Raw genomic sequence first — 23,388 nt, forward strand, 5'->3', positions numbered from 1 at the left:
TCCGATACGCACGAGCAGAGGGTCTGCGAAAGTCTGGCGAAGAACGCGCGGTGCATGGCCGGCTATGACAAGCGTCTGCCGCGCCCAAAGCTAGCACCAGCGCTCACGCGCTTCGCGCGACGCTTCCTGCGATAAGGGCGTGACGATGGCAGTGGCTTGCGCCAGTTCCCCAATAAACCGAGCAGAACGGCGCACGATCCGTGCCGAACCGGGTAAAATCCGGCGCGAACGGGGCAGGCAGCAGCAAACTATGCTACCTTTGCGGATATTTTGGCGCGCGCAGTCGCCATAGTGACGCCTGGGCGCGCCATCGTGACTGCGCGCAGTCAATCCTCACGTTTTATTGCACACCGAGGAGCCCGTGGGCATCGCCGAACCCATCGAAGCACATCACGCTATGACCAGCCAGCAAGCCGCGTCGGGCAGTTCATTTTATGCCGCGATGCGCATCCTGCCGCGCGCGCAGCGCGAAGGTATGTACGAAATTTATTCGTTCTGCCGACAGGTCGACGATATCGCAGACAGCGGTGCGTCACGCGAAAGCCGGCTGGCCGCGCTCGAGCAATGGCGCACCGCGATCGCCGCCTTGTACACCGGCAATGCAAGCCCGCAACTGGCCAAGCTTGCGCGCGTCGCGCAGCAATTCTCGCTGCGGCAGGACGATTTCATCGCGGTGATCGACGGCATGGAGATGGACGTGCTCGACACCATTGTCGCGCCGGATCGCGATACGCTGGACCTGTATTGCGACCGCGTCGCCAGTGCGGTGGGCCGCTTATCGGTGAGGGTTTTCGGGATGCCGGACGACGACGGCCGGCAGCTCGCGCACCATCTCGGACGGGCGCTGCAGTTGACCAACATCCTGCGGGATATCGACGAGGATGCCGATATCGGCCGCGTCTACCTGCCGCGCGACACGCTCGCGGCAGCCGGCATCGTGCACCTCACGCCTGACGCGGTCCGCGCCGCGTCGCTCGACCGCGCCTGCGCGCCCCTGGTTGCCGACGCGCGCGAGCACTTTGCACAAGCCACCACGATCATGGCACGGTATCCGCGCCGCGTGGTCATTGCGCCGCGCATCATGGCGCAAGCCTATCACGCGTTATTCGCGCAGTTGGTCCGGCGTGGCTTTGCTGCGCCGCGTGAGCGCGTGCGCGTGTCGCGTGCGCGCCTCATGCTGGCCGTTGCCAGACACTGGCTGTTCTGATCATGCGGCCGGCCCGCCGCCGGCCGTACGCCGCACGGCGGAATTGTTGCGAGGAATACGAATGAACATGTTGCATGAACCGTTGAATCCCGACGTCGATGACGCGCGCACCGCGCACGCCAGCGCGCCGCCGAACGAGCGTCTGGAGCAGGCAATCCGCTCGGCAACCAACGCGCTGCTGGACGCTCAGCATGACGACGGCCATTGGCTCTTCGAACTGGAAGCTGACGCGACGATTCCGGCCGAGTACGTGTTGATGGTCCATTATCTGGGCGAGACGCCAGACCCCGTGCTCGAAGCGAAAATCGGCGCCTACCTGAAGCGCATCCAGGGCGAGCATGGCGGCTGGCCGCTGTTCCACGACGGCGCCTTCGACATGAGCGCCAGCGTCAAGGCGTATTTCGCGCTGAAGATGATCGGCGAGCCGCTTGACGCACCGCATATGAAGCGCGCGCGTGATGCGATCCTGGCACGTGGCGGCGCAGCCAAGAGTAACGTGTTCACACGGATCCTGCTCGCGCTGTACGGCATACTCGACTGGCGGGCGGTGCCGATGATGCCCGTGGAGATCATGCTGCTGCCGACATGGTTTCCGTTTCACTTATCGAAAGTGTCGTACTGGGCGCGCACCGTGATCGTGCCGCTGCTCGTGCTGCAGGCCAAGCGGCCGCGCGCGCGCAATCCTCGCGGCATCGGCATCGACGAGATTTTTGTCGGTTCGCCACGCGACATCGGGCCGATATCGAAGGCTGCGCATCAGAGTCAGGGATGGTTTTCGTTCTTTTCGACCATCGACGCGCTGCTGCGCAAGCTCGATCCGTATTTCCCGAAACAGTCGCGCCAGAAGGCCATTGACGCCGCGGTGCACTTCGTCGACGCACGCCTGAACGGCGAGGACGGCCTCGGCGCGATCTTCCCGGCCATGGTCAACTCGGTGCTCATGTACGACGTGCTCGGCTACCCGCCGGACCATCCGCATCGCGCGATCGCGCGCAAGTCGATCGATAAGCTGCTGGTGATCCACGAACACGAAGCCTATTGCCAGCCTTGCCTATCGCCCGTTTGGGACACCGCGCTGACTGCGCACGCGCTGCTGGAGACCGGCGAGCCGCGCGCGATCGAGCACGCGGCGAAGGGGCTCGACTGGCTGCTGCCGCTGCAGGTCCTGGACACCCGGGGCGATTGGATCTCACGTCGCGCAACTGTGCGGCCTGGCGGCTGGGCATTTCAGTTCGCGAACCCGCATTACCCGGACGTGGACGACACGGCGGTGGTCGCGATGGCGATGGACCGCGTCGAGAAGCTGCAGGTGCGCGATCGTTACCGCAACGCAATCGACCGGGCCTGTGAGTGGGTGGTCGGCATGCAAAGCCACAACGGTGGCTGGGGCGCGTTCGAGCCGGAAAACACGCATCTATACCTGAACAATATCCCATTCTCTGATCATGGCGCGCTGCTGGACCCGCCGACCGTGGACGTGTCGTCGCGGTGTCTATCAATGCTTGCGCAACTGCCTAGCACGCCGCAGCGGCAAACGTCGGCTTCGCGCGCGAAGCACTACATCCTCGCCGACCAGGAGGATGACGGCAGTTGGTATGGCCGATGGGGCATGAATTACATCTACGGCACCTGGTCCGCGTTGTGCGGCCTGCGCGCTGCCGGCGTCGCGCCGGACACGTTGCCGCTGCGGCGCGCGGCGCACTGGTTGCGCTCGATCCAGAATCCGGACGGTGGCTGGGGCGAGGACGGCGACAGCTACAAGCTCGACTACCGAGGCTACGAACGGGCGCCGAGCACCGCGTCACAGACCGCATGGGCTTTGCTGGGGTTGATGGCGGCTGGCTGCGAACACGACGAAGCCGTCGCGCGCGGCATCGCGTATTTGTTGGACACGCAGAACGACGAAGGGCTATGGGATGAGACACTGTTCACCGCGACCGGATTCCCACGCGTGTTCTACCTGCGCTATCACGGCTACCGCAAGTTCTTCCCGCTGTGGGCGCTCGCACGTTACCGCAATCTCGCCGTACGCAACGCATGCACCGTAGCCTGCGGGATGTGATGCATGACGCACCCGTGGTGGTGGTCACCGGCCTCGCCTTCGAGGCCCGGATCGCCGCGGGTCCAGGCGTACGCGTGATCTGTCAGCAAAATGCCGGGCTGGCGACCACGCTTGACGCGATCGTCGCGCAGAGCCGGTCCTGCTCAGGGCTGGTGAGCTTCGGCACCGCAGGCGCACTGCTGGAATCGTTGCGCCCCGGCGCGTTGCTGGTGGCCCGCTCGGTGCTGGCCGCCGACCCGTGCCGCCTGCGCCAAGCGAGTGCGGCAGCGCGGGACGATGCGACGCCAGTCAGCGCGCAGCGCTACGCAAGCGACGAACCATGGTCCCACGCGTTGCTCGAGCGGCTCAACGGCGCGGTCCACGCCGATCTTGCAGGCATCACGACGCCCGTCAGCCAGGCGGCGGACAAGCAGCGGTTGCAGCACATGTGTGGCGCGTGGGCCGCTGACATGGAGTCGCACATCGTCGCGCGCGTCGCGTATGCGCATGGTCTGCCTTTCGTGTGCGTGCGCGCGATCGTCGATCCAGCCGAGCGCTCTGTGCCGCCGGCTGCGGTCGCGGCGCTCAACGACGACGGATCAACGGACCTGGGCGCCGTCCTGCGCTCACTGCTCGCCCATCCCGGTCAATTGCCTGCCCTGCTGGCGCTCGCGCGCGATGCGCGGGATGCGCGTCGCGCGTTGATTACGGCACGGCGCAGGATCGGCAACGCATTCGGTTTTCCGTCCCGCGCGTCCGGTCGCGCTGCGGTTACATCAGCAGGCGGCTAGCGGCGAAGCGTCAAGAGGTTATTTCTCGACGCACGAAGTTTTGTCATCGGTCCGTGCCACCGATGCCATCGCTGCTACTTATGCCACCGGAGCCGGCGCTCCTGCCGGTGAGGCCAGCAGCCCGCGCCCCAACGACATCACCGTCCAGTTCAACGCCTCGCCTGCGCGCGGCCCTTCCACATGCCACCACGGCCACGCCAGTGCTGCAGCGCGGAGTCCAATGTAAACGCGGTATATAACGCGGCGATGACCGGCAGGCATGGCCCCCACCAGCGTGAACGACCGTAAAAGCGCAACATGGGCAGGTACGCGAAGGTCATCGCTGCCCAGCCCAGCGCGCCCGCCACGCGGGCAAGCCCGCTGCCGAACAGGGCCAGGAGCGGCGGCGCGACGAAGGTGACCAGCAGTGACACGATCGTGCCGCACAGCAACCACGGCGAATAGTGCAGTTGCGCATACGCGGTACGCGCGACCATGCGGTGAATCTCGCCTAAGTTGTCATACGGCCGCACGCTGCGCGCCCGATTGGTCAGACCAAGCCAGATCGCGCCTTGCGTCTTCATCCGAGCACCCAGCGCACAGTCATCGATGATCTCATCGCGGATCGCCTCGATGCCGCCGGCCGCCCGCAATGCCTCCTCCTGTACCAGCATGCATCCGCCCGCTGCGGCCGCCATCGGATGGTCACGCCGGTTGACCCATGAAAACGGATACAGCATCTGAAAGAACAGCACGAAGGCCGGGATCAGCGCGCGCTCGAACCACGCGTCGCAGCGTAGCTTTGCCATCAGCGAAACCATGACGCGCCGGTCTACGATCGCGCGCGTGACCAGCTGCCGCAGATTATCTGGCGCATGCTCGATAGCGGCGTCCGTCAACAGCCACCACGCGGGCGGCGGATCGGTGGCATGCGCGGCCTCAATGCCTTGTCGAACTGCCCAGAGCTTGCCAGTCCAGCCGGCCGGCAGGGGCTCACCGCGCAGCACCGTAAGCCGCTCGGCGGCCCCCATGGCACGCGCTGCGTCACGCGCGAGGGCAGCGGTGCCGTCCTCGCTGTGGTCGTCAACGACCACGATCCGCACCGACCCCCGGTAGTCCTGGCGCAACAGGCTGCTCACTGTCTGCGCGATCGAAGCGGCCTCATTGCGCGCCGGAATCACCGCAACGACCGCCGGCCACGCATCAGGGGCACCGGTGGCGGGCGAATCCCGATCATCCCGTTCTTGCGCCTGCCAGAATCCGCCGCGCGCCACGAGCAGCACGATCCAGATCACCAGCGATAGCACTGCAATGGCGGTCAGCAAGCTTCACCTCAAGTAGCCGTTGGTGCGAAACCAGTCGAGCGCATCGCGCAAACCATCGCTATGAGGGCGGGCGCGATAGCCCAGCTCGCGCCGCGCCTTCGCGGAACTAAAAAACATGTGATAACGCGACATCCGCAATGCATCGACGGTCACGAACGGCTCGCGGCCCGTCCACTGCGCGAGGCCTTGCGCCGCTAACGCAATCGGATACAACGGCCAGCGCGGCAACTCGATCGACGGCGGCTTGCGCCCGACCATCCGCGCGATCGCCGCCAGCATCTCGCGCAGCAGCACATCGTCGCCGCCGAGGATATAGCGCTCGCCGATCCGTCCATGGTCCATTGCAAGCAGATGGCCCTGTGCGACATCGTCCACATGCACGAGATTCAAGCCGGTATCGACGAAGGCCGGAATTTTGCCGGTCGCCGCCTCGACAATGATGCGTCCGGTCGGCGTAGGCTTGATGTCACGCGGTCCGATCGGCGTCGACGGGTTCACGATTACCGCCGGCAGCCCTTGCTGCGCGACCATCTGCTCGACGATACGCTCGGCGGCCACCTTGCTGCGCTTGTAGACGCCGATCGTGCTCGCCTCGTCGGCCGGCGCGGTCTCGTCGAGCGGACCGGTGGCGCCGCTCACGCGCAGTGTCGCGACGCTGCTCGTGTAGACGACACGTTCAACACGCCGACGCAGCGCTGCCTGCATCACGCAACGGGTTCCGTCGGCGTTAGCACGCATGATTTCATGACTGTCGCGCGCCCACAACCGGTAGTCGGCCGCCACGTGGAATAACACATCGACCTGATCGAGCGCGCGCTCGACCGATGCGACATCGCGCATGTCGCCTTCGGCCAGCTCGATATCCAGGTCGCGCAAGTTGCCACGCGGGCTGCTCGCCCGCACCAGCGCGCGAACACGATAGCCGCGCGCGAGCGCGGCCCGGGCCAGCGCCGAGCCAACGAAACCGGACGCGCCGGTCACCAGCACGCGGACTGACATTACGTCTTGGACTGACGCAATTCGGCCAGCTTGATCTCGACGTGCCGCGAGAACACGTACTCGGCCGGACGCTGGCGATCGAACGAGACGTCCGGGGCGAATGGACCCTCAGTTTTCACGCCGCGCAGCGACACGCCCAGCGCACGCCACGGATGGGAGATCGTATCGTTCACCGCGGTCGCCTCGTAGCCACTGTGAACCATGCAATCCGCGCACTTCTCATAGTTGCCCGTGCCGTACCGGTCCCAGTCGGTCGTCTCCATCAACTCGCGATAGGTTTTCGTGTAGCCTTCGCCGAGCAGGTAGCACGGTCGCTGCCAGCCGAACACGGTGCGGGTCGGATTGCCCCACGGCGTGCAATGGTACGTGCGGTTGCCAGCGAGGAAATCGAGGAACAGGCTGGACTGGCTGAACGACCACGCCTTGCCGCCCTTGCCACGCCGCAGGATGTCGCGGAACAAGTTCTTGGTCTTTTCGCGATTCAAGAAATGCTGCTGGTTAGGCGCGCGCTCATAGGCATAGCCGGGCGACACGGTGATTCCGTCGATGCCGAGCCGCTTGACCTCATCGAAGAACGTCGCGACCTGCTCCGGCTGCGCGTCGTTGAACAACGTGCAATTGATGTTGACACGGAAGCCGCGCGACTTGGCCAGCTTGATCGCCGACACGCAACGGTCGTACACGCCCTCTTGGCAAACCGACTTGTCATGCATCTCGCGGTCGCCGTCCAGGTGGATCGACCAGACGAAGAATGGGCTCGGCTGGTAATCCTTGATCTTCTTTTCGAGCAGCAACGCGTTCGTGCACAAGTAGACGAACTTACGGCGCGCAATGATGCCCTTGACGATCTCAGGCATGTCCTTGTGCAGCAATGGCTCTCCGCCGGCGATTGAGACCACCGGCGCCCCGCATTCATCGACCGCCTCGAGCGCCTCGGCTACCGATACACGCTGGTTCAAGATGGGATCCGGGTAGTCAATCTTGCCGCATCCCGAACACGCCAGGTTGCAGCGGAACAGCGGCTCGAGCATCAGCACGAGCGGATAACGCTTGTTGCGCTTCAGTCGCTGCTTGACCAGGTAAGCGCCGACGTACGCCGATTGCAGAAATGGGATGGCCAACTTTGACTCCTTTGCTTCACGCGGTCAGTTCAGCCGGCAGCCTGAACTGGATGTTTTCTTCAATGCCGTCCATGACCGATACGTCCACCGGGCCGAGCCGACGCAGCGCGTCGATCACATCGTTGACCATCGATTCCGGCGCCGACGCGCCCGCGGTCAGCCCGATGGTGTTCGCCCCACGGACCCACTGTGGATTGAGTTCACTGCCGTCGGCGAGCAAATAGCTTGGCACGCCCGATTCGGCGCCGATCTCACGGAGCCGATTCGAGTTCGAGCTGTTGGTTGCGCCCACCACCAGCAGCACATCCGCGCGCTTGCACAGTTCGCGCACCGCGGTCTGCCGGTTTTGCGTCGCGTAGCAGATGTCCTTCGTATCCGGACCGACAATATCGGTGAAACGCCGCTTCAACGCCGCAATGATGCCGCGCGTCTCGTCGACCGACAGCGTCGTCTGAGTCACGTAGGAGACTGGCGTATCCACCGGAATGTCGAGCCGCTCGACGTCTGCCTCGGTCTGCACCAGCGACACCGGCCCGTCGATCTGCCCCATCGTGCCAAGAATCTCCGGGTGGCCGGCGTGGCCAATCAGGATCACCTGACGGCCGCTCTTCAAATAGTTCTTGCCCTGCAGATGGACCTTGGTCACCAGCGGACAGGTCGCATTGAGCACGCGCAGGCCCCGCTCGTGAGCCTCGTCCTCGACCGCTTTCGCAACGCCATGTGCACTGAAAATCGTCACCGCCCCCGGTGGCGCCTCGGACAGCTCATCGATGAAACGCGCGCCCTTGGCCTTCAGCGATTCCACCACATGCCGATTGTGGACAATTTCATGGCGCACATAAACAGGGGCGCCATATTTCTGCAACGCGCGTTCGACGATTTCGATCGCGCGAACCACGCCGGCGCAAAACCCGCGGGGTTGAGCAAGAATAACTTGCATAGAGTTCTCCATAGGCGGTGGGCGATTTTAACGCTCATGGCCGATTCATGCAGGTGCAGCGGCGCCGCCTGTTGCAGGAAACGCAACCATTCGCCGCAAACAGCTTGAATCAAAAGAAGCTACTGACCGAAGCGCGCATTGTGCGCACTAAGGTACTGGATCAGCCCGTCGATGCCGCCTTGCGCAATCTGGCTCGCGAACTGCTGCTGATAAATCTGGATCAACCACGCACCCATCATGTCGATGTCGTAAATCCTCCAGCCGTCCCGCCCCTTACCGAGCCGGTAGCCCACATCCATGTCATCGCCGCTGCCTTGCACGCGGGTCTTGACCACCGCATCCGTCCCCTTGGCACTGAGCGCCGCTGGCTCGAAGCGAAACCGCACATTCTGATCGCGGATCTGCGTCAACTGCAGCGCGTACGTATGCACGAGCAGCTTCTGGAACTGCTCGACCAGTTGCTTGCGCTGCGCCGGCGTCGCCTGCTTCCAGGCCGCCGCGCCAACGGCAATACGCGTCGTCCTAGCAAAGTCGGTGTACGGTAGGAACTCACGTTCGACAATCTTGGATGTCGCGTTGACATCGCCACTGCGCGCGGCGACATCGGCACGCGTGGCCTTGACCACGTTTTCCACCGCGCTGCGTACCGCATCGCTCGGGCTCGCGGCACCGCCTTTCGACGTCTGGGCGAGCGCCGTACCCGCCGTACCGAATACACACAGCGCCACCAGGAAAGTCAACCATTTGTTCATCGCAATTTTCCCACGAAATTCATCTCGACTACCTCGACTCCACCTTTTGCCGCAATAACCGGCGTTCCGCGGCCGTAGCTTAACGCAACTCGGCTTGCCGCACCCTGTATACTCGGCGCCGAACCCCGAATTTCAGGCCATCCCCATGCTGACTTCGCTCCTCGTGCGCACCGTGCGTTTTTCGGCGCGACATGCGTACTTCGTCATCGCGGTGTCGATCTTGCTGTGCGCCGCCAGTATCGTGTACATCGCGAAACATTTTGCAATCGATACCGACGTCGCCGGGTTGATCGACCAAAACACGCCGTGGGCGCAGCGCGGCAAGGCAATCGACGACGCGTTCCCGCAGCGGGCCGACGTCACGCTGGCGCTCGTCCAGGCACCGGCGGCCGAGTTCGCGCAACGCGCGGCGGCCGAGCTGGCCGTGCGGCTCAAATCGGAAACCGCTTACTTCTCGTGCGTGACACGCCCGGACGGCGGCGCGTTCTTCGAGCGTCATGGACTGCTGTTCATGTCGCAGAACGAATTGACCGAGTTGACTGGCAAACTGGTCGATGCGCGACCTCTGCTGAATCGGCTCGCACACGACCCGTCGCTACGTGGCCTATCCAGCCTACTGTCGGTCACGCTGCTCACGCCGCTGCAGACCGGCCAGGTCACGCTGCCCGGCATGGCCAAGCTGCTGGGCCGCAGCGCCGACACGATCGACGCGGTGCTCGCCGGACAGCCGGCCGGCCTGTCGTGGAGCGGACTGGTCGCGCCAGAGCTGCCCTCGCGCGCGTTTGTGCAAGTGCAGCCGCTGCTCGACTACCGGTCGCTGGAGGCAGGGGCCGCAGCAGCGGCACGGATCAAGCAGGTGGCGGCCGAGTTACAGCTGGCGCAGCGTTATGGCGCGAGCGTGCAATTGACCGGCCCACGGCCGCTAGCCGACGAAGAGTTCGGATCGGTCCGCGAAGGCGCGGTGCCCAATGCCATCGGGACATTGCTCACAGTACTGGTCATTCTGTGGTTCGCGGTCCGCTCGCGCCGGATGGTGTTCGCCGTATTCGTGACGCTACTGGTCGGGCTCACGATCACCGCCGCGCTCGGATTAATGATGGTCGGCGCATTGAACATGATCTCGGTCGCGTTCGCCGTGCTGTTCGTCGGGATCGGCGTGGACTTCGGCATTCAGTTCGCCGTACGCTATCGCGAGCAGTTCCACCTGGGCGGCCACCTGGAGCGCGCGCTGGAGGGCACCGCGCGCTCGATCGCGATGCCGCTGTCGCTCGCGGCCGCGGCCACCGCCGCGAGTTTTTTCTCGTTCCTGCCGACCGCATACCGCGGCATATCAGAGCTTGGGCAAATTGCCGGGGTGGGTATTCTGTTCGTCGCGTTGCCGTCCTGCGTGACCCTGCTGCCGGCGCTGATCTCGGTGCTGCGGCCAACCGGACGCGGCGCGGCGCCCGGATTCAAGTCGTTCGCCCCACTGGACGAATTCACCGAGCGCCATCGCAAACCACTACTGCTTGTCACGCTTGCGCTGATCGCGGCAGGTTTGCCACTGCTTACGCAACTGCGCTTTGACTTCAATCCGTTACATTTGAAAGATCCGAACAGCGAATCGATGCGCACGCTCGCCTCGCTGGCCAGCGCGTCCGACACCGGCGTCAACGATGTCCAATTGCTGGCCGCATCGCTAGGCGATGCGCAGCAGGCCGCCAACAAGCTGCGCGCGCTGCCGGAAGTGGGCCGTGTGGTGACGGCCGCCAGTTTTGTGCCCGACGACCAGCCGCAGAAGCTGACCACGATCGCGCAGGCGGCACGACAATTGTTGCCCGTGCTGGAGCAAACGCCATCGGACCCCGCACCCGACGGGGCACGCGTGTCAGCGCTGCGCAACGCGGCTGCGATGCTGGAGAGTGCGGCACTCGATCATCCGGGGCCCGGTGCAAAAGAGGCCGAACATCTGGCGGCGTCGCTGCGTAAGCTGGCGGCAGCGGATGCAGCCACGCGCGATCGTGCCGAACGCGCGATCGCCAAGCCACTGCAATGGTCGCTCGCGTCGCTGGCGAACCTGCTCAAACCCACTTCGATCACGCTGCAGACGTTGCCGGCCGAGTTGCGTTCGCAGTGGGTCACTTCTGACGGGCGTGCCCTCGTGCAGATCTCGCCCAAGCTGGCCACCAGCATGAACCCCGACGATGATACGAAGCTACGCGCATTCAGTGCCGCCGTGCTGGCCGCCGAGCCGCAGGCCATCGGCGGACCGATTTCGATCCTGCACTCGGCCGACACGATCGTGCACGCGTTCGTGCAGGCTGGCGTGCTGGCGCTGGTGTCAATCACGGTGCTCCTGTGGATCGCGCTGCGAAGCCTTGGCGACGTGCTGCGCACGCTGGTGCCCCTACTAGTCTCAGCGGTCGTGACGCTCGAGCTGTCGGTCGTGCTGAATCTGCCGTTGAACTTCGCGAACATTATCGCGCTACCACTGCTGCTGGGCGTGGGCGTCGCGTTCAAGATCTACTACGTGATGGCATGGCGCGCTGGGGCGACGAAACTGCTACAGTCCGGATTGACCCAGGCGGTGATTTTGTCGGCTGGGACCACGGCGACCGCGTTCGGCAGCCTGTGGTTATCGCATCATCCGGGCACTTCGAGCATGGGCGAATTGCTCGCGCTGTCGCTCGTGTGCACGCTGATCGGCGCGGTGTTCTTCCAGCCGGTGCTAATGGGCAAGCCTCGCGAGCAAGCCGCGCGCACGGCTGCGTCGCAGCGTACCCACGACAAGCCACGCGCCGACGACGCAAAATCACGCTAGCGCGTGGTCGCGTTGACTGTCATGCGGCGGGTGCCGCGTGGCCGATGATGTCGCACCGACCCCATTGCGCCGATGCACGCGTGACCGGTTCTGATGGAGAAGGCACGGCATCGGCATACGCCAAGATGTCCGCTCTATCATCGTCGCTGAGGCTGCGCGATGCCTGTTCGCGCTCGTACGGCAATGGCGGCAGCGGCCCCAGGACAAACGGCGGCAGCCCAGCGCTGCCTTGCTGGGCTGTCGCCGCCGCGCTGTGGGTGGCTAATCCGGAATCCCGTGCCGCGCCAGCGGCCGACACCAGTTCGGGTAAAGGAAATGTGCTGAGCCCCTCAAGCGGTGCGGGAAGCAGCGTGGCCGTGCTGGCATGGGGTACGGCAGACGGCAGCCGGTCTGATTCGCGCTCCGGCCGCAGGATCGGGGAATCGTCAGGATAAATCCCAGCAGGCTGGCTGGCTTGTGCGGGAGAGGGCACGGGTCACTCCTTAAATAACAAGGCGGCCAGCATACCGCACATATATCGTAGTGCAGAGAATCTGCACGATGCAGCTTATCGCAGATACGAATACACGGTGGAACGCAACGCTCCAGCTAGCCTCATGTCGGTGGCCGGCGCCTCCATGCAATGCCATGCCATCCTTTATGCTAAGCCATCCTTTATGTCACGCTATCCTTTGCTAAACCGCACGCGGATAGCTTCCCACGCGGTAGCCGAGCAGTGACGCCAGCCGATTGGCTGCGGCAATGTACTGGTCTTCCGAAATCGTGCCGTTCGCCTGTAGCGCCTCCAACGCAGACATCGCTTGCTGCGCGTCATCCGCCCCCGCCTCGTCGCCCTGTCGCGGCACTGGCGCGATCACCCCGCCAGCCTCTTTGGCCCGCTGGCGCAGCGGCTGGGTCATCCCGTCCGGCAGCAACACCAATTCCGCCAGATTCATCGGCAGCCGACCATCGACGGCGGCAGCCCCCAACATGGCCTTCAGCGTGCTGTCGGACACCGGGCCGGCCAATGCCGGCTCGCCGAATACGGGTGCGTACCGGCACACGGCCTGTCGTAGTGCGCGGGTGGAGCGCGGGCACATGTACTGCCGGATGGCTTCGCGTAGCGTGCTGCGATACGTCGCCCCGTCATTCAAATCGGCCGGCGGCGCGATCGCGTGCGCTGCCCGCTGGGCAGCGCGCAACATTGCACGCAGCCGGCGACGCTCGACATGCTGCGTCAGCGAACGCACCAGTGCACGCAAGTCATCATGGGTCAGCTTGTCCGACGGGCGTGGCTCACCGCCATCGGCGCGCACGCCGGACGTGCGAGGCTCGTCGTCATGGCTCGATGCATTCAGCTCGAGCCCAAGTTCACTGAGCGGCATGCCGTGTGCGGCCAGATATCGGGCGGACGGCAACAGCAGCAACGCATCGCGCCGCTGCGCGCCGATCGATGACAGCGGCGACGCCGGCTCGGCTTGCCAAACCGGAAGCGGATCCCAGGCGCTGGCCGGCTCCATGGCGGCTTGCGTCCATGGCGCATGATAGAGCGGATGCCAATCAGTATCAAAATGCGCGTCCAGCTGTCGCGCCAGGGAGTCGCGCCGCGTTGCTGGGATATCAACGCCGTCAGCTGCGCTCGAGCGGCGGCGTTGCAGTCCATCGAGTATGAGGTGCGTGTGCTGTGCCGAAGCGGTGACCGGCGAGCGTTGCAGCGAAGCGTTTCGTTCATCCGATGGCGACGCGATGCGGACCGAACGTATGGGTGGTATCGACATCGATTCCTCCGTCGACATGTAAAACGCCGGGAGGATAGCGCCGCGTCATCGTTGCCGCGACGCAGAAGCGATGTCGCGGCCAACGCCCGCGAATGTCAACGTCTTATCCGGTTGACCGGCAACGGGCCAATAGCACAAGAATGGGGCTACGCACTTCGCTTGCCCTGTGTCACGCGAACCGGTGGGCGGGACAGACGATCAGTGATGCCGCGGCGAATCGACGCGGCAATGCCGGTCGCGTCGAGCCCCACTGAGGCAAGCTGCTGCGCAGCATCGCCATGGTCAATGAACGTATCGGGCAAACCAAGCTGCATCAGTGGCACGAGCTTGCCGTGACACGCCAACGCTTCCGCGACAGCCGAGCCAGCGCCACCCATCAACGTCCCCTCCTCGACGGTCACGAGCAACTCGTGCGTGTCGGCGAGCTGCCGCACGAGCGCCTCGTCCAGCGGCTTCACGAAGCGCATGTTCGCCACCGTCGCGTCAAACTCCTGCGCCGCCGTCAGGCTCGGCGCCAGCATCGAGCCGAACGCCAGAATCGCCACCCGGTGGCCAGCCGGCGCCTGCGACTGCCGCCGGATCTCCCCCTTGCCCACCGGCATCGCGCTCAGCCGCTTGTGCGTGGCCACCCCAGGACCCGTGCCTCGCGGATAGCGCACCGCGCTCGGCCCCTCGATCTGCAATCCCGTGTGCAGCATCTGCCGGCACTCGTTCTCGTCGGCCGGCGCCATCACCACCATGTTCGGGATGCAGCGCAGGTACGCCATGTCGTAGGCACCCGCATGCGTGGCCCCGTCCGCGCCCACCAACCCCGCGCGAGCCAGCGCGAACACCACCGGCAGGTTCTGCAGTGCCACGTCGTGGATCAACTGGTCGTAGCCTCGTTGCAGGAACGTCGAGTAGATCGCCACCACCGGCTTCAACCCTTCGGCCGCCAGCCCGCCGGCGAAGGTCACCGCGTGCTGCTCGGCAATGCCCACGTCGAAATAGCGTTGCGGGAAGCGCTGCTCGAACTCGACCAGCCCCGAGCCCTCGCGCATCGCCGGCGTGATGCCCACCACCCGCGGGTCCAATTCCGCCGCATCGCACAGCCATTCGCCGAAGACCTGCGTGTACGTCTTCTTCGACGACGCAGCCGGCTTGATGCCTTCAGCCGGATTGAACTTGCCCGGGCCATGGTACAGCACCGGATCGGCCTCAGCCAGCTTATAGCCCTGGCCCTTCTTCGTCACCACGTGCAGGAACTGCGGACCACGCAAGCCACGGATGTTCTGCAGCGTTGGGATCAGCGCATCGAGGTCATGCCCATCAATCGGGCCGATGTAGTTGAAGCCAAATTCCTCAAACAGCGTCGCCGGCGTGACCATGCCCTTCGCATGCTCCTCAAGCTTGTGTGCGAACGCCAGCATCGGCAGCGGCAGAATCTTGCGCACCCCCTCCTTCGCATTCGCATAGAAGCGTCCGGACATCAGCTTGACCAAATACTGGTTCAGTGCGCCAACCGGCGGCGAAATCGACATGTCGTTGTCGTTCAGGACCACCAGCAACGGGATGTCCTCGCACACGCCGGCGTTGTTCAGCGCCTCGAACGCTTCACCGGCGGTCATCGCCCCATCGCCGATCACCGCGATCGCACGATGATGCTCGCCCTTGAGCTGGCTTGCCACCGCCATGCCCAGCGCCGCCGAGATCGACGTGCTCGAATGGGCGGTACCGAACGCATCGAACTGCGACTCCGAGCGGCGAGGGAAACCCGATATGCCGTTCCACTGGCGCAACGTGCTCATCTGGTCCCGCCGTCCGGTCAGGATCTTGTGCGGATAGGTCTGGTGGCCGACGTCCCAGACAATCCGGTCCTTCGGCGTGTCGAACACGTAGTGCAACGCGATCGTCAACTCGACGGTGCCAAGATTAGACGACAAGTGGCCACCGGTACGCGACACGCTGTCGAGCACGAAGGCCCTAAGCTCGTTGGCCAGCGCCTTCAAATCTGTGCACGACAGCGAACGCAACTGGGCAGGATGGTCGATCGTGGGAAGTAGTAGAGTCATTGGGTTAGCCGTACTGACGCCAGGCTGTGCCGGCCTGCTGTGTCGATTTTTCTGTGCTGCCACACCGGAGCCGGACTGTGTCGTCGCGCCTGGGCCGGAGCGATGCGCGCCGCCTCACGCCAGCCACTGCCCGAACGCGCGCAGCAGCCGGTCCATGTCATGCGCCGTCAGATTGCCCATCGTCGAGATGCGGAACAACTCGGCCGACAAGCCGCCCTGCCCCGCATAAATGACGAATCCATGCAGCTTCAATGCATCGTGCAACTGGGCGTAGTCGATCTTCGGTGGCAAGCGGTACGCGCGCAGCACGACAGACGATTCCTGCGGCGACAGTACGCCATCCACGCCTAGTCGCGCCAAGCCGTCGCGCACTTGTTCGGCCAGCTTGCGATAACGCGCATGACGCTCGCGCCAGCCGCCCTCGTCCTCCAGCTCGCGCAGTGCCTCGACCAGCGCGTAATACGCGTGCACCGACGGCGTGAACGGTGTATTGCGCTCGTCCTGCAAGCGCGCCAGCCGCCCGAGGTCCAGGTAAAACGCCCGGCTTGCCGCGTCGGCTAGCGCCGCGCGACGCACCACGACGAATGATGCCCCGGGCACCCCATGCAAGCATTTGTTCGCTGTCGCCGCGACCGCGACGAGCGCAGGGTCGGCAAAGTCGATGGCCTCCGCGCCGAAGCTGCTGACGCCATCCAGCAGTACGCCGACGCCGCGTGCGCGGCATGCGGCAAGCACGCCACCGAGTTCGTTCAAGCGGCCCGTGGTCGTCTCATGGTGCACCAGCGCAACGTGGGTGAACGGCCGTTGCGCACGCGCTGCGTCATCCAGCCGCGCCGCCAACGCCTGGACGTCGGGCGCGTCGATCCATCGATGCGCAGCTACCTCGTGGTCAATCCGATAGTGACGTGCAATGTGCGTGATACGCTCGCCATATACACCGTTCTCGACCACCAGCAAGCGGCCATGCTCGGGTACCAACGCGGCAACCATGCTCTCCACCGCGCCCGTGCCCGACGCAGTCATCAGGACTGCTTGCCATTCGGCTGAGTCAAGCGCATAGACGCCCACCAACCGTTCGCGCGCCTCTTGCTGCAAATCGTAGAATTCGGGCTCGCGATGGCACAGGTCGGGCTGCAGCAAGCTCTGTCGTACGCGCTCCGTCAGCGTGACCGGCCCCGGGTTCAGTAATAGCATCAGCGGCCTCCCGCATACTGTGCGATGTGGTTCATCAAACGCTTCTTCACTTGCTCTGGCGTCACGCACGGTCGTGGCAGGTTCTCTGACGAGCCGGGCCGTATTTTGATACACGCGAAACGTGGACCGTCGCCAAGCGGCTCGGCGTTGAAAACCCGCCGCAGCACACCGAGATCGTCCCCGTCAATCACGAGCCCGTACCCGCACGCCGCGGCCACGCCCGCGAACGACATGCCAGGTGATACGCTCGCCTGGCCACCGGTCGAATCGTGCACGCCGTTGTCTAGCACGATATGCACGAGGTTGGATGCCCCATAAGCGCCCAGCGTCGCAAACGCGCCCATGCGCATCAACGCGGCCCCATCGCCATCGAGCGCCACCACGCGCAGGTCAGGCCGCGCCAGCGCGAGTCCGAGCGCGATCGTCATCACGCAACCCATCGAGCCAACCATGTACAACTGGTTTGGCCGGTCGTGCAGCGCATACAGTTCGCGACCACAGAAACCGGTGGACGCCAATACCACGCTGCCCTGCACCGGTGTTGCGTCGATCACCGCACGCAGTACGTCGCTGCGCGACGGCAATCCTTCACGCGTCACGCCGCGTAGCATCGATTCGATCGGCACCGCCGCGCGCCGTGCGCGGGCCGTGGCGCCGCGCAGCGGATAGGGTGCGACGCTCCCCTTCTGCATGACCAGCGCATAGGGCCGACCGGTGGCGTCCATATGCGCGATCGCTCGGTCCAGCGCCGCACGGATACTGCCTGCGTCGGTCGGAAAAGTCTCCCATGGAATCTCCATCGTCTGGAGCATGACCGGGGTGATCGGCCCCATCAACGCGTGCTGCGGCTCATCAGCCACGCCTGGCTGGCCACGCCAGGTGATGACCAACAACTGCGGCAGCCGGAACGTCCAAGTCAGCGAAGTCAGCGGACTGACGGCGTTGCCGAGCCCGGAGTTCTGCATCATCGTGACACCGCGCCGGCCAGCCAGCGTCGCGCCTGCAATCAGCGCCACCGCATCACCCTCGTTTGCTGCACTCAGGTAATGCAGCGACGGCGCCTGCAACACGTAGTTGATGAAAGGCGTCAAGAACGAGCACGGCACACCCGCGTACCAGTCAAATCCGCGTTCGCGCGCCGCGTCGACGAACTGCGCCGCGTCAATCATTGCCGCCTCCGGCGCTCGCCTCCGCGATCGGGACCTGCGTATGGGCGAAATCCGCCGCCCGGCGAAAATCGTCCAGGTCATTAACGCCACGCCAGTGTCCATGCACATATTGCACTTCGATCTGCTCACCGGCATCAACCAGCGCATTGAGCAGCGCCGGCATGTCCAGTGAATCGAAGTCGCCGCGCTCGCGCAGCGTCGCAAAAATACGCTGAAGTTTCTCGCGTCCTTCACCATGCACGCCCAGCAGGCCAATCCAGCGCCCGTGCGGCGCCGTGCCATCCGGCGCGGTTGCCTCGCTGCTCACGCGCCGCAGCACGACCTTCTGCCCGAACAGGCCCCGGTCGTCGCCACTGGAGCAGTACGCGAAATCGCGCACGCTCTGGTTGGTCGGCTGCGTCTGCGACGAATCGACGATCACGCAAAAGTGTGCATCGCTTTCGACCAGGTCGTGCAGGATATAGCTGCGAAACAATAGATCACCATACGAGATGACGGTATCGTGCTCGAACGCCTGCGTCGCACACGCGAGCGACGCCAGCTCGCCGGTCGTCTCGTGCCGCTCGTTGACCACCAGGCGAATGCCCGCCGTGTCGATCGCATCGGCACGGTAGCCGCCCACGACCGTGATATCGTTCACGCCCTGCTTCTTGAAGCCATCGACGAGCCAGCGTAGCAACGGCTTACCCGCGATGGGCAACATCACCTTGGGCCGCTGCGCGGTGACCGCCTCCAGTCCACGCCCCCGGCTCGCGGCCAGCACGAGCGCCGTGCGCGGTGCGCGTGCGGTCAGATAGACGCGCTCGGCGGCCGAATATTCGTCCGCGCCTTGCAAGCGGAAAATCTCATTGACCGACGCGACCCGGTCCTCGACGCCGACCAGCGTCTCGCTGTCGTGAATTTCCTTGGCGACGGCCTGCATCGCCGATGTAGCCGCGCGTATCAAGTGATTCGCCCAAATCACGACGCTGATACCCGCATTGCGGAAGACCTGCGTCGGCGTACTGTAGTACTTCGTCGGCACGATCACCAACGGAGCACGATGGGCCCATTCACGCGCAAATGCCACGATTTCGTCGGCTCGCGCCAGCTTGCTGTGGATCAGAATCGCATCGGCCCCGGCCGCATGATACGCCTCGGCGCGGCGCAGCGCCTCGTCCATGCCCCAACCGGCAATCAACGCCTCGACCCGCGCGACAATCGAAAAGTCCGGGTCGCCCTGCGAATCCTTGCCGGCCTTGATCTTGCCGCAGAACTCGTCAACGTCCGCTAGCGGCTGCCGTTCGCCGCCGATGAAGCTGTTGGTCTTCGGGAATTGCTTGTCCTCGATGCACACGCCGGCCACGCCGCGCTGCTCCAGCTTTTTGACCAGCCGCCGCACGTTGTTGAAATTGCCGTAGCCGGTATCGCCGTCAAGCAGAATCGGTAGGTCGCTCGCATCGACCATGAATTCCAGCGTGTCGACCACCTGTGTCCAGCTCGCCTCATTATTGTCGCGCACGCCGTATTGCGCCGAGATCGCTAGGCCCGACGCCCAAATGGCGTCAAAGCCCGCTTCGCGCACGATCCGCGCGGACAGCCCGTTGTGCGCCTCCATCATGAATTCCAGCTTATCGGAGGTCAGCATGCGGCGCAGCCGCGCCGCACGGCTTGGCGCGCGTGCGACAAAGGTATCGGGGGCGTTCATGAATTCAACCAGCTCCTGTCTCAACGTGATGCGTTCGTGCTCGCCACGACCACCGGCTGCAGCAAGGGCAGTACCTGCGTTCGCGCGCGCTCGACATCCGCGGCAAAATCGATTTCGATCCATGGCGCACCGGTCACGTCGGCCGCTTCGAAGACATGGCTGCGCTCGAGCAGCAGGTCCCGCAGCGCTTCCTCGTGTGGCAAGTTCGCGCGGCCGCTGCCGACATAGTCGGCAGCGATCTGCGCCAGACGTTGCGCGGCCCCCTCAGTCAGGCGGAAGAACCCCACCGACTCGCCCATCGTGTCGTATCGCAGGTCGGCCGCGACCTGCTTGCGCAACTCGATGGGCACCCCGTCGCGCAAGCACAGCTTGACTGGTTCGTCGCCCGGCTCGACATCACGATCAATCAGCAACCGGTTCACATGCTTGCCGGCCACCAGCGGCGCCATGATACGCTCGTCATACAGCACGTCGGCATCCATCAGCAACACATCCCCACCCGCGCACAGCGCGTCGGATACCACGTGCACCGTCAGCACGCTGCCCAACTCGTAATCCGGGTTAAGCACGATGCGCGGCGGCGGCGCCCAACCCAGGCGCAGCAACTCGGCCTCGATCGTCTCGTGGTGAAAGCCTAGGGCCAATACGATTTCGCCCACACCGACCGCCCTGAGCAACTGCAAATGGCGCTCGAGCAGTGTCATGCCGTCGAACTGTAGCAGGCATTTGGGCAACTGCTTGTTCTCGGGCTGGACCAAGCGCAGGCCGCGGCCCGCAGCGAGAATAATGGCGCGCATTGATACTCCCGTGTGATTCTTCTACGGCTGTTGATTTGCAGATCCGGGCGAGGCGCCCAAATCGACGCGTTGCGCTACCCGACACACTAGTCGGCTGCCGGCATGCGCACAGCACGGCGGCGTTGCCAGCGATGCTCGGAAAAATGCAGGTACACCAGCCCCGGCACGCCAAGCAGGATCTCGCGGGCGCGCTTGGCTAGCGACAGCGCGAGGGCCGTGTCCGGCGGCAAGCCGACCAGCGGCGCAAGCAGCAAGTACCCGCCCTCCTGCACCCCAAGCGAGCCCGGGATCATGAACGCTGCGCCGCGGATGGCCTGCCCGATGCTCTCGAGCAACAGTGCGTCGCCCCAGCCGACCGGATGTCCAATCAGCTTTAGGATCAGCCAGACTTCCCCGGTGCCAACGATCCAGCCGGACAGGCTCAATGCGAAGCTTACCGCCACCGCACGCGGCTGCCGATACAGCGCGGCCACGTGCGCATCCACCGCATCGGCGCGATCGAAAAGCGCTGACCAGTCGCGTCGCGCCGACAGCTTGGACATCACGCGCGATAGCCGCCCGAACAAGCGCCGCCGTTGCGCCATGTAAAAACCGTACAGCAGCAGCGCAAAGCCCGTGCTCGCAGCCAGCAACGGCGTGCGCAGATTGTCAAGTGCACCATGCGCCGCATCAGCCGCGAACACGGCCAGGCCCAGCAACGCAAACACAACTTGCGCGATCGTTTGCCACGTCGTGCTGACGGTAATCACCGCCGCCGATTCCGGTAGCGACAATCGACGCTGCGCCAGATGCCGCACCATCAGCAACGGCCCGCCGATCTGGCCGGCCGGCAGTAAGCTGTTGACCGATTCGCCGGCCCAGCGCGTCAGCACTGCGTCACCGATCGTCACGCCGCCGCGGTCACCCGCCAGCACACGGATCGCCGCCGCATCGAGCACCACTGGCAAACCATGGAACGCGGCTACGAGCAGCAAGCCGAAGCCGGCAGCCGACAACGCGGCCATCAACGGTGCGATACCCTGCCATGCCAGTAGCGCGACGAACAGCGACGCGCCGATCGTCAACGAAATCCACGCTGCACGTGTCATGTGCGTGTTCACTTGCCGGCCCACTGCCGGAATACTTGCCGGAAACCGAAGTAGGCGATCGCGTCCTTCATGTTCGATACGAACCGCTGGAGCCGCCCCATGCTCGGATCGGTCACGTACTCGAATGTCAACGATACGCGCCTCTCGTTCACGCCCAGCGGCGTGATCCGATGCTGCAGCTTGTCTCCATCGAAAAAGACCAGCCCGCCGGGCGGCAACTGCACTGCCGCCTCGACGACGGGCAGGCCCGGCTCGCGAGTGTGCAGCCGGTATTCCAGCTTGCACGACGATTCGTCAACCACGCCCAGCAGCAGCGTGTACCGCTGGCCATGGTAGTACGACGTATCGTAGTGCCAGCCGATATGATCGCCGGGCTTGGTATAGAAGTAGAGTGCGTATGCATGAGGATCCGTGTCGGGACAGGCCATTAGGCGGTCTCCGCACAGTGCCTCCAGCCAGCGAATCAACGCCGGCGAACGATACAATTGGGCGATCACCGGTGCAAGCCGGTCGATCGTATGCCTGCTGACACTGCCGCCTTGCTTGTGCCCAGGCAGGTAGTTGCGATTCACTTCGCCGTCGACCCGGCGCACCGCGTCCACCAGCCGGGTGGTCATGTCCGGCGCCAAGAATGTGTCGAGGAACAAGAACGCGCCCTGCTCGCCGAACGTCTCGCGCAGCCGCTCGGTATCGAGCGTCGCGATACGCTCGTGCATCGACGCGTCCACTATCGTGCTGCACTGATGTCCGACGCCCGCGCCGTCGCGGGCCAGCCCGGCCGTGGCATTCATGGCGCCGAGCCGCAATGGCTCGCCGCGGCAGTCTGCGTGCCCCGTCGCATCGTGCGGCGGTAGTCAAGCGCGACCCACGCCGCGAACAGCGGCGCGCCGATTGCCGCCACCAACAGGAACGGCGTCACGCCATCCAGCAACGTGACCAACGGCAGCAGGTAAAGTACGTCCTCGGTTTCGAAGCCGGCCAAAAACGCCTGGCGCGTGCCAGCCTTGCCCGCACGCTGCTCGATGCGCATGCGCAAGAAGAAAATCAATGCCACGGCGAGGCCGGCCACCCAACCGAGCCACACGGGCACCGCCGGCAGCGACGCGTGTGCATCGGCGGGGACACCCAACCCCATGCCGACGAACAACCCGATTGTGACCAGCGCGTCTGCCGCCAGGTCGTAGAAGTGGCCCAGCCGACTCGATTTACCGCTGATGCGGGCCAACTCGCCGTCCGTATGGTCGACGAAATTGGACAACACGATCAGCAACGCGCCGACGTTGGCCCAGCCGTATCCGCCGGCGGCCAGCGCCGCCGCGCCGGCCAAGCCGATCAACAGGCGCAGCGTCGTCAGGTGGTTCGGCGTGACCGAGGTGTCTTTCAGGGGCATCACGAGCCGGCGAGCGAGCCGTGCATCCCATTGCCGAGGCGGCGCTGGCATGTCGGATGACGTCCCGAATGCCATGTTCTGTCTTTTTTCCATCCCGGAAATATATCCCTTCTGTGCGCCCATTGCAGTCCAGGGCCACGTACGCAACGCGGCGATGCCGAGGGGAACCCCAGATTGACTAGGTTTCGGCTGGGTTCACCACAGGTTTATCCACAGAAACTGTTGATAACTTTTACCCCTATTCGGCCAACATTGTTATGCTTCGCCCCACGACTTGACATCCGGCCAAACTCGATGTAG

At 64.5% G+C, this 23,388-nt stretch carries 19 protein-coding genes; 4 read left to right on the plus strand and 15 right to left on the minus strand.

Annotation, left to right across the window (positions count from 1 at the left end; all coding sequences use genetic code 11):
• The first annotated feature begins 397 nt into the window (after positions 1 to 397).
• The 3 genes from hpnD to RBRH_RS14425 all read left to right on the plus strand — a co-directional run bounded on the left by hpnD (position 398) and on the right by RBRH_RS14425 (position 4,039).
• Entirely contained in the window at positions 398 to 1,207 is an 810-nt protein-coding gene (gene hpnD, locus RBRH_RS14415; protein ID WP_041755045.1) for a presqualene diphosphate synthase HpnD, read from the plus strand.
• A gap of 61 nt (positions 1,208 to 1,268) precedes the next feature.
• Positions 1,269 to 3,269: a squalene--hopene cyclase gene (shc, locus tag RBRH_RS14420; RefSeq protein WP_083813549.1), complete on the plus strand. Its 2,001-nt coding sequence runs from the start codon at positions 1,269 to 1,271 to the stop codon at positions 3,267 to 3,269.
• Positions 3,269 to 4,039: a phosphorylase family protein gene (locus RBRH_RS14425; RefSeq protein ID WP_041754872.1), complete on the plus strand. Its 771-nt coding sequence runs from the start codon at positions 3,269 to 3,271 to the stop codon at positions 4,037 to 4,039. The genes shc and RBRH_RS14425 overlap by 1 nt, the downstream gene beginning before the upstream one ends.
• A gap of 149 nt (positions 4,040 to 4,188) precedes the next feature.
• Here the strand turns inward: RBRH_RS14425 and RBRH_RS14430 are convergent, their stop codons facing one another.
• From RBRH_RS14430 to RBRH_RS14450, 5 genes are all read right to left on the minus strand, one after another.
• Positions 4,189 to 5,343 (minus strand): glycosyltransferase, encoded by a 1,155-nt coding sequence (locus RBRH_RS14430; protein WP_013428854.1) that lies wholly within the window; start codon positions 5,341 to 5,343, stop codon positions 4,189 to 4,191.
• A 3-nt stretch (positions 5,344 to 5,346) separates the two neighbouring features.
• Positions 5,347 to 6,342, minus strand: a complete 996-nt coding sequence (hpnA, locus tag RBRH_RS14435; protein ID WP_013428855.1) for a hopanoid-associated sugar epimerase — start codon at positions 6,340 to 6,342, stop codon at positions 5,347 to 5,349.
• Entirely contained in the window at positions 6,342 to 7,463 is a 1,122-nt protein-coding gene (gene hpnH / locus RBRH_RS14440; protein ID WP_013428856.1) for an adenosyl-hopene transferase HpnH, read from the minus strand. Before hpnH ends, hpnA begins: the two co-directional genes overlap by 1 nt.
• A 16-nt stretch (positions 7,464 to 7,479) precedes the next feature.
• On the minus strand, positions 7,480 to 8,403 hold the full coding sequence (gene ispH / locus RBRH_RS14445; RefSeq protein ID WP_041754873.1) for a 4-hydroxy-3-methylbut-2-enyl diphosphate reductase: 924 nt from the start codon (positions 8,401 to 8,403) through the stop codon (positions 7,480 to 7,482).
• A gap of 119 nt (positions 8,404 to 8,522) precedes the next feature.
• Positions 8,523 to 9,155 (minus strand): MlaC/ttg2D family ABC transporter substrate-binding protein, encoded by a 633-nt coding sequence (locus RBRH_RS14450; protein WP_013428858.1) that lies wholly within the window; start codon positions 9,153 to 9,155, stop codon positions 8,523 to 8,525.
• 145 nt (positions 9,156 to 9,300) lie between these two features.
• On the opposite strand from RBRH_RS14450, the gene hpnN reads away from it, so the two are divergent.
• Positions 9,301 to 11,955 (plus strand): hopanoid transporter HpnN, encoded by a 2,655-nt coding sequence (gene hpnN, locus RBRH_RS14455; RefSeq protein ID WP_049786553.1) that lies wholly within the window; start codon positions 9,301 to 9,303, stop codon positions 11,953 to 11,955.
• Between the two features lie 19 nt (positions 11,956 to 11,974).
• Here hpnN and RBRH_RS18100 read toward each other — a convergent pair whose 3' ends face one another.
• The 10 genes from RBRH_RS18100 to RBRH_RS14505 form a co-directional block, all read right to left on the minus strand.
• Entirely contained in the window at positions 11,975 to 12,427 is a 453-nt protein-coding gene (locus RBRH_RS18100) for a hypothetical protein (protein ID WP_013428860.1), read from the minus strand.
• 202 nt (positions 12,428 to 12,629) lie between these two features.
• Positions 12,630 to 13,712 carry a hypothetical protein gene (locus tag RBRH_RS14465; protein ID WP_013428861.1) on the minus strand — a complete coding sequence of 361 codons (1,083 nt, stop codon included), beginning with the start codon at positions 13,710 to 13,712 and terminating at the stop codon, positions 12,630 to 12,632.
• A gap of 146 nt (positions 13,713 to 13,858) precedes the next feature.
• On the minus strand, positions 13,859 to 15,763 hold the full coding sequence (dxs, locus tag RBRH_RS14470) for a 1-deoxy-D-xylulose-5-phosphate synthase (protein WP_049786554.1): 1,905 nt from the start codon (positions 15,761 to 15,763) through the stop codon (positions 13,859 to 13,861).
• Between the two features lie 114 nt (positions 15,764 to 15,877).
• Positions 15,878 to 16,957, minus strand: a complete 1,080-nt coding sequence (locus RBRH_RS14475; RefSeq protein WP_041754876.1) for a 2-aminoethylphosphonate aminotransferase — start codon at positions 16,955 to 16,957, stop codon at positions 15,878 to 15,880.
• A complete protein-coding gene (gene aepY, locus RBRH_RS14480; protein WP_041754877.1) occupies positions 16,957 to 18,126 on the minus strand; it encodes a phosphonopyruvate decarboxylase in 1,170 nt (389 codons plus the stop codon). The genes RBRH_RS14475 and aepY overlap by 1 nt, the downstream gene beginning before the upstream one ends.
• Complete coding sequence (aepX, locus tag RBRH_RS14485; protein WP_041754878.1) at positions 18,119 to 19,813, minus strand: phosphoenolpyruvate mutase; 1,695 nt, start codon at positions 19,811 to 19,813, stop codon at positions 18,119 to 18,121. Before aepX ends, aepY begins: the two co-directional genes overlap by 8 nt.
• A gap of 20 nt (positions 19,814 to 19,833) precedes the next feature.
• Complete coding sequence (locus RBRH_RS14490) at positions 19,834 to 20,610, minus strand: phosphocholine cytidylyltransferase family protein (protein ID WP_013428867.1); 777 nt, start codon at positions 20,608 to 20,610, stop codon at positions 19,834 to 19,836.
• Positions 20,611 to 20,696: 86 nt separating this feature from the next.
• Positions 20,697 to 21,698 (minus strand): lysylphosphatidylglycerol synthase domain-containing protein, encoded by a 1,002-nt coding sequence (locus tag RBRH_RS14495; RefSeq protein WP_041755050.1) that lies wholly within the window; start codon positions 21,696 to 21,698, stop codon positions 20,697 to 20,699.
• Positions 21,699 to 21,706: 8 nt separating this feature from the next.
• Entirely contained in the window at positions 21,707 to 22,414 is a 708-nt protein-coding gene (locus RBRH_RS14500; RefSeq protein ID WP_157864629.1) for a HalD/BesD family halogenase, read from the minus strand.
• Between the two features lie 71 nt (positions 22,415 to 22,485).
• Positions 22,486 to 23,163, minus strand: coding sequence for a CDP-alcohol phosphatidyltransferase family protein (locus RBRH_RS14505; RefSeq protein WP_415878044.1), 678 nt, complete (start codon positions 23,161 to 23,163; stop codon positions 22,486 to 22,488).
• Positions 23,164 to 23,388 lie beyond the last annotated feature (225 nt).

This window comes from Mycetohabitans rhizoxinica HKI 454, from assembly GCF_000198775.1.
Taxonomy (GTDB): Bacteria; Pseudomonadota; Gammaproteobacteria; order Burkholderiales; family Burkholderiaceae; genus Mycetohabitans; species Mycetohabitans rhizoxinica.

Coding starts and splice junctions, on each gene's coding strand:
- hpnD (WP_041755045.1), top strand. CDS start 398: ATGACCAGCCAGCAAGCCGCGTCGGGCAGTTCATTTTATGCCGCGATG.
- shc (WP_083813549.1), top strand. CDS start 1,269: ATGAACATGTTGCATGAACCGTTGAATCCCGACGTCGATGACGCGCGC.
- RBRH_RS14425 (WP_041754872.1), top strand. CDS start 3,269: ATGCATGACGCACCCGTGGTGGTGGTCACCGGCCTCGCCTTCGAGGCC.
- hpnA (WP_013428855.1), bottom strand. CDS start 6,342: ATGTCAGTCCGCGTGCTGGTGACCGGCGCGTCCGGTTTCGTTGGCTCG.
- ispH (WP_041754873.1), bottom strand. CDS start 8,403: ATGCAAGTTATTCTTGCTCAACCCCGCGGGTTTTGCGCCGGCGTGGTT.
- RBRH_RS14450 (WP_013428858.1), bottom strand. CDS start 9,155: ATGAACAAATGGTTGACTTTCCTGGTGGCGCTGTGTGTATTCGGTACG.
- hpnN (WP_049786553.1), top strand. CDS start 9,301: ATGCTGACTTCGCTCCTCGTGCGCACCGTGCGTTTTTCGGCGCGACAT.
- RBRH_RS14465 (WP_013428861.1), bottom strand. CDS start 13,712: ATGTCGATACCACCCATACGTTCGGTCCGCATCGCGTCGCCATCGGAT.
- dxs (WP_049786554.1), bottom strand. CDS start 15,763: ATGACTCTACTACTTCCCACGATCGACCATCCTGCCCAGTTGCGTTCG.
- RBRH_RS14475 (WP_041754876.1), bottom strand. CDS start 16,957: ATGCTATTACTGAACCCGGGGCCGGTCACGCTGACGGAGCGCGTACGA.
- aepY (WP_041754877.1), bottom strand. CDS start 18,126: ATGATTGACGCGGCGCAGTTCGTCGACGCGGCGCGCGAACGCGGATTT.
- aepX (WP_041754878.1), bottom strand. CDS start 19,813: ATGAACGCCCCCGATACCTTTGTCGCACGCGCGCCAAGCCGTGCGGCG.
- RBRH_RS14490 (WP_013428867.1), bottom strand. CDS start 20,610: ATGCGCGCCATTATTCTCGCTGCGGGCCGCGGCCTGCGCTTGGTCCAG.
- RBRH_RS14495 (WP_041755050.1), bottom strand. CDS start 21,698: ATGACACGTGCAGCGTGGATTTCGTTGACGATCGGCGCGTCGCTGTTC.
- RBRH_RS14500 (WP_157864629.1), bottom strand. CDS start 22,414: ATGCACGAGCGTATCGCGACGCTCGATACCGAGCGGCTGCGCGAGACG.
- RBRH_RS14505 (WP_415878044.1), bottom strand. CDS start 23,163: ATGGCATTCGGGACGTCATCCGACATGCCAGCGCCGCCTCGGCAATGG.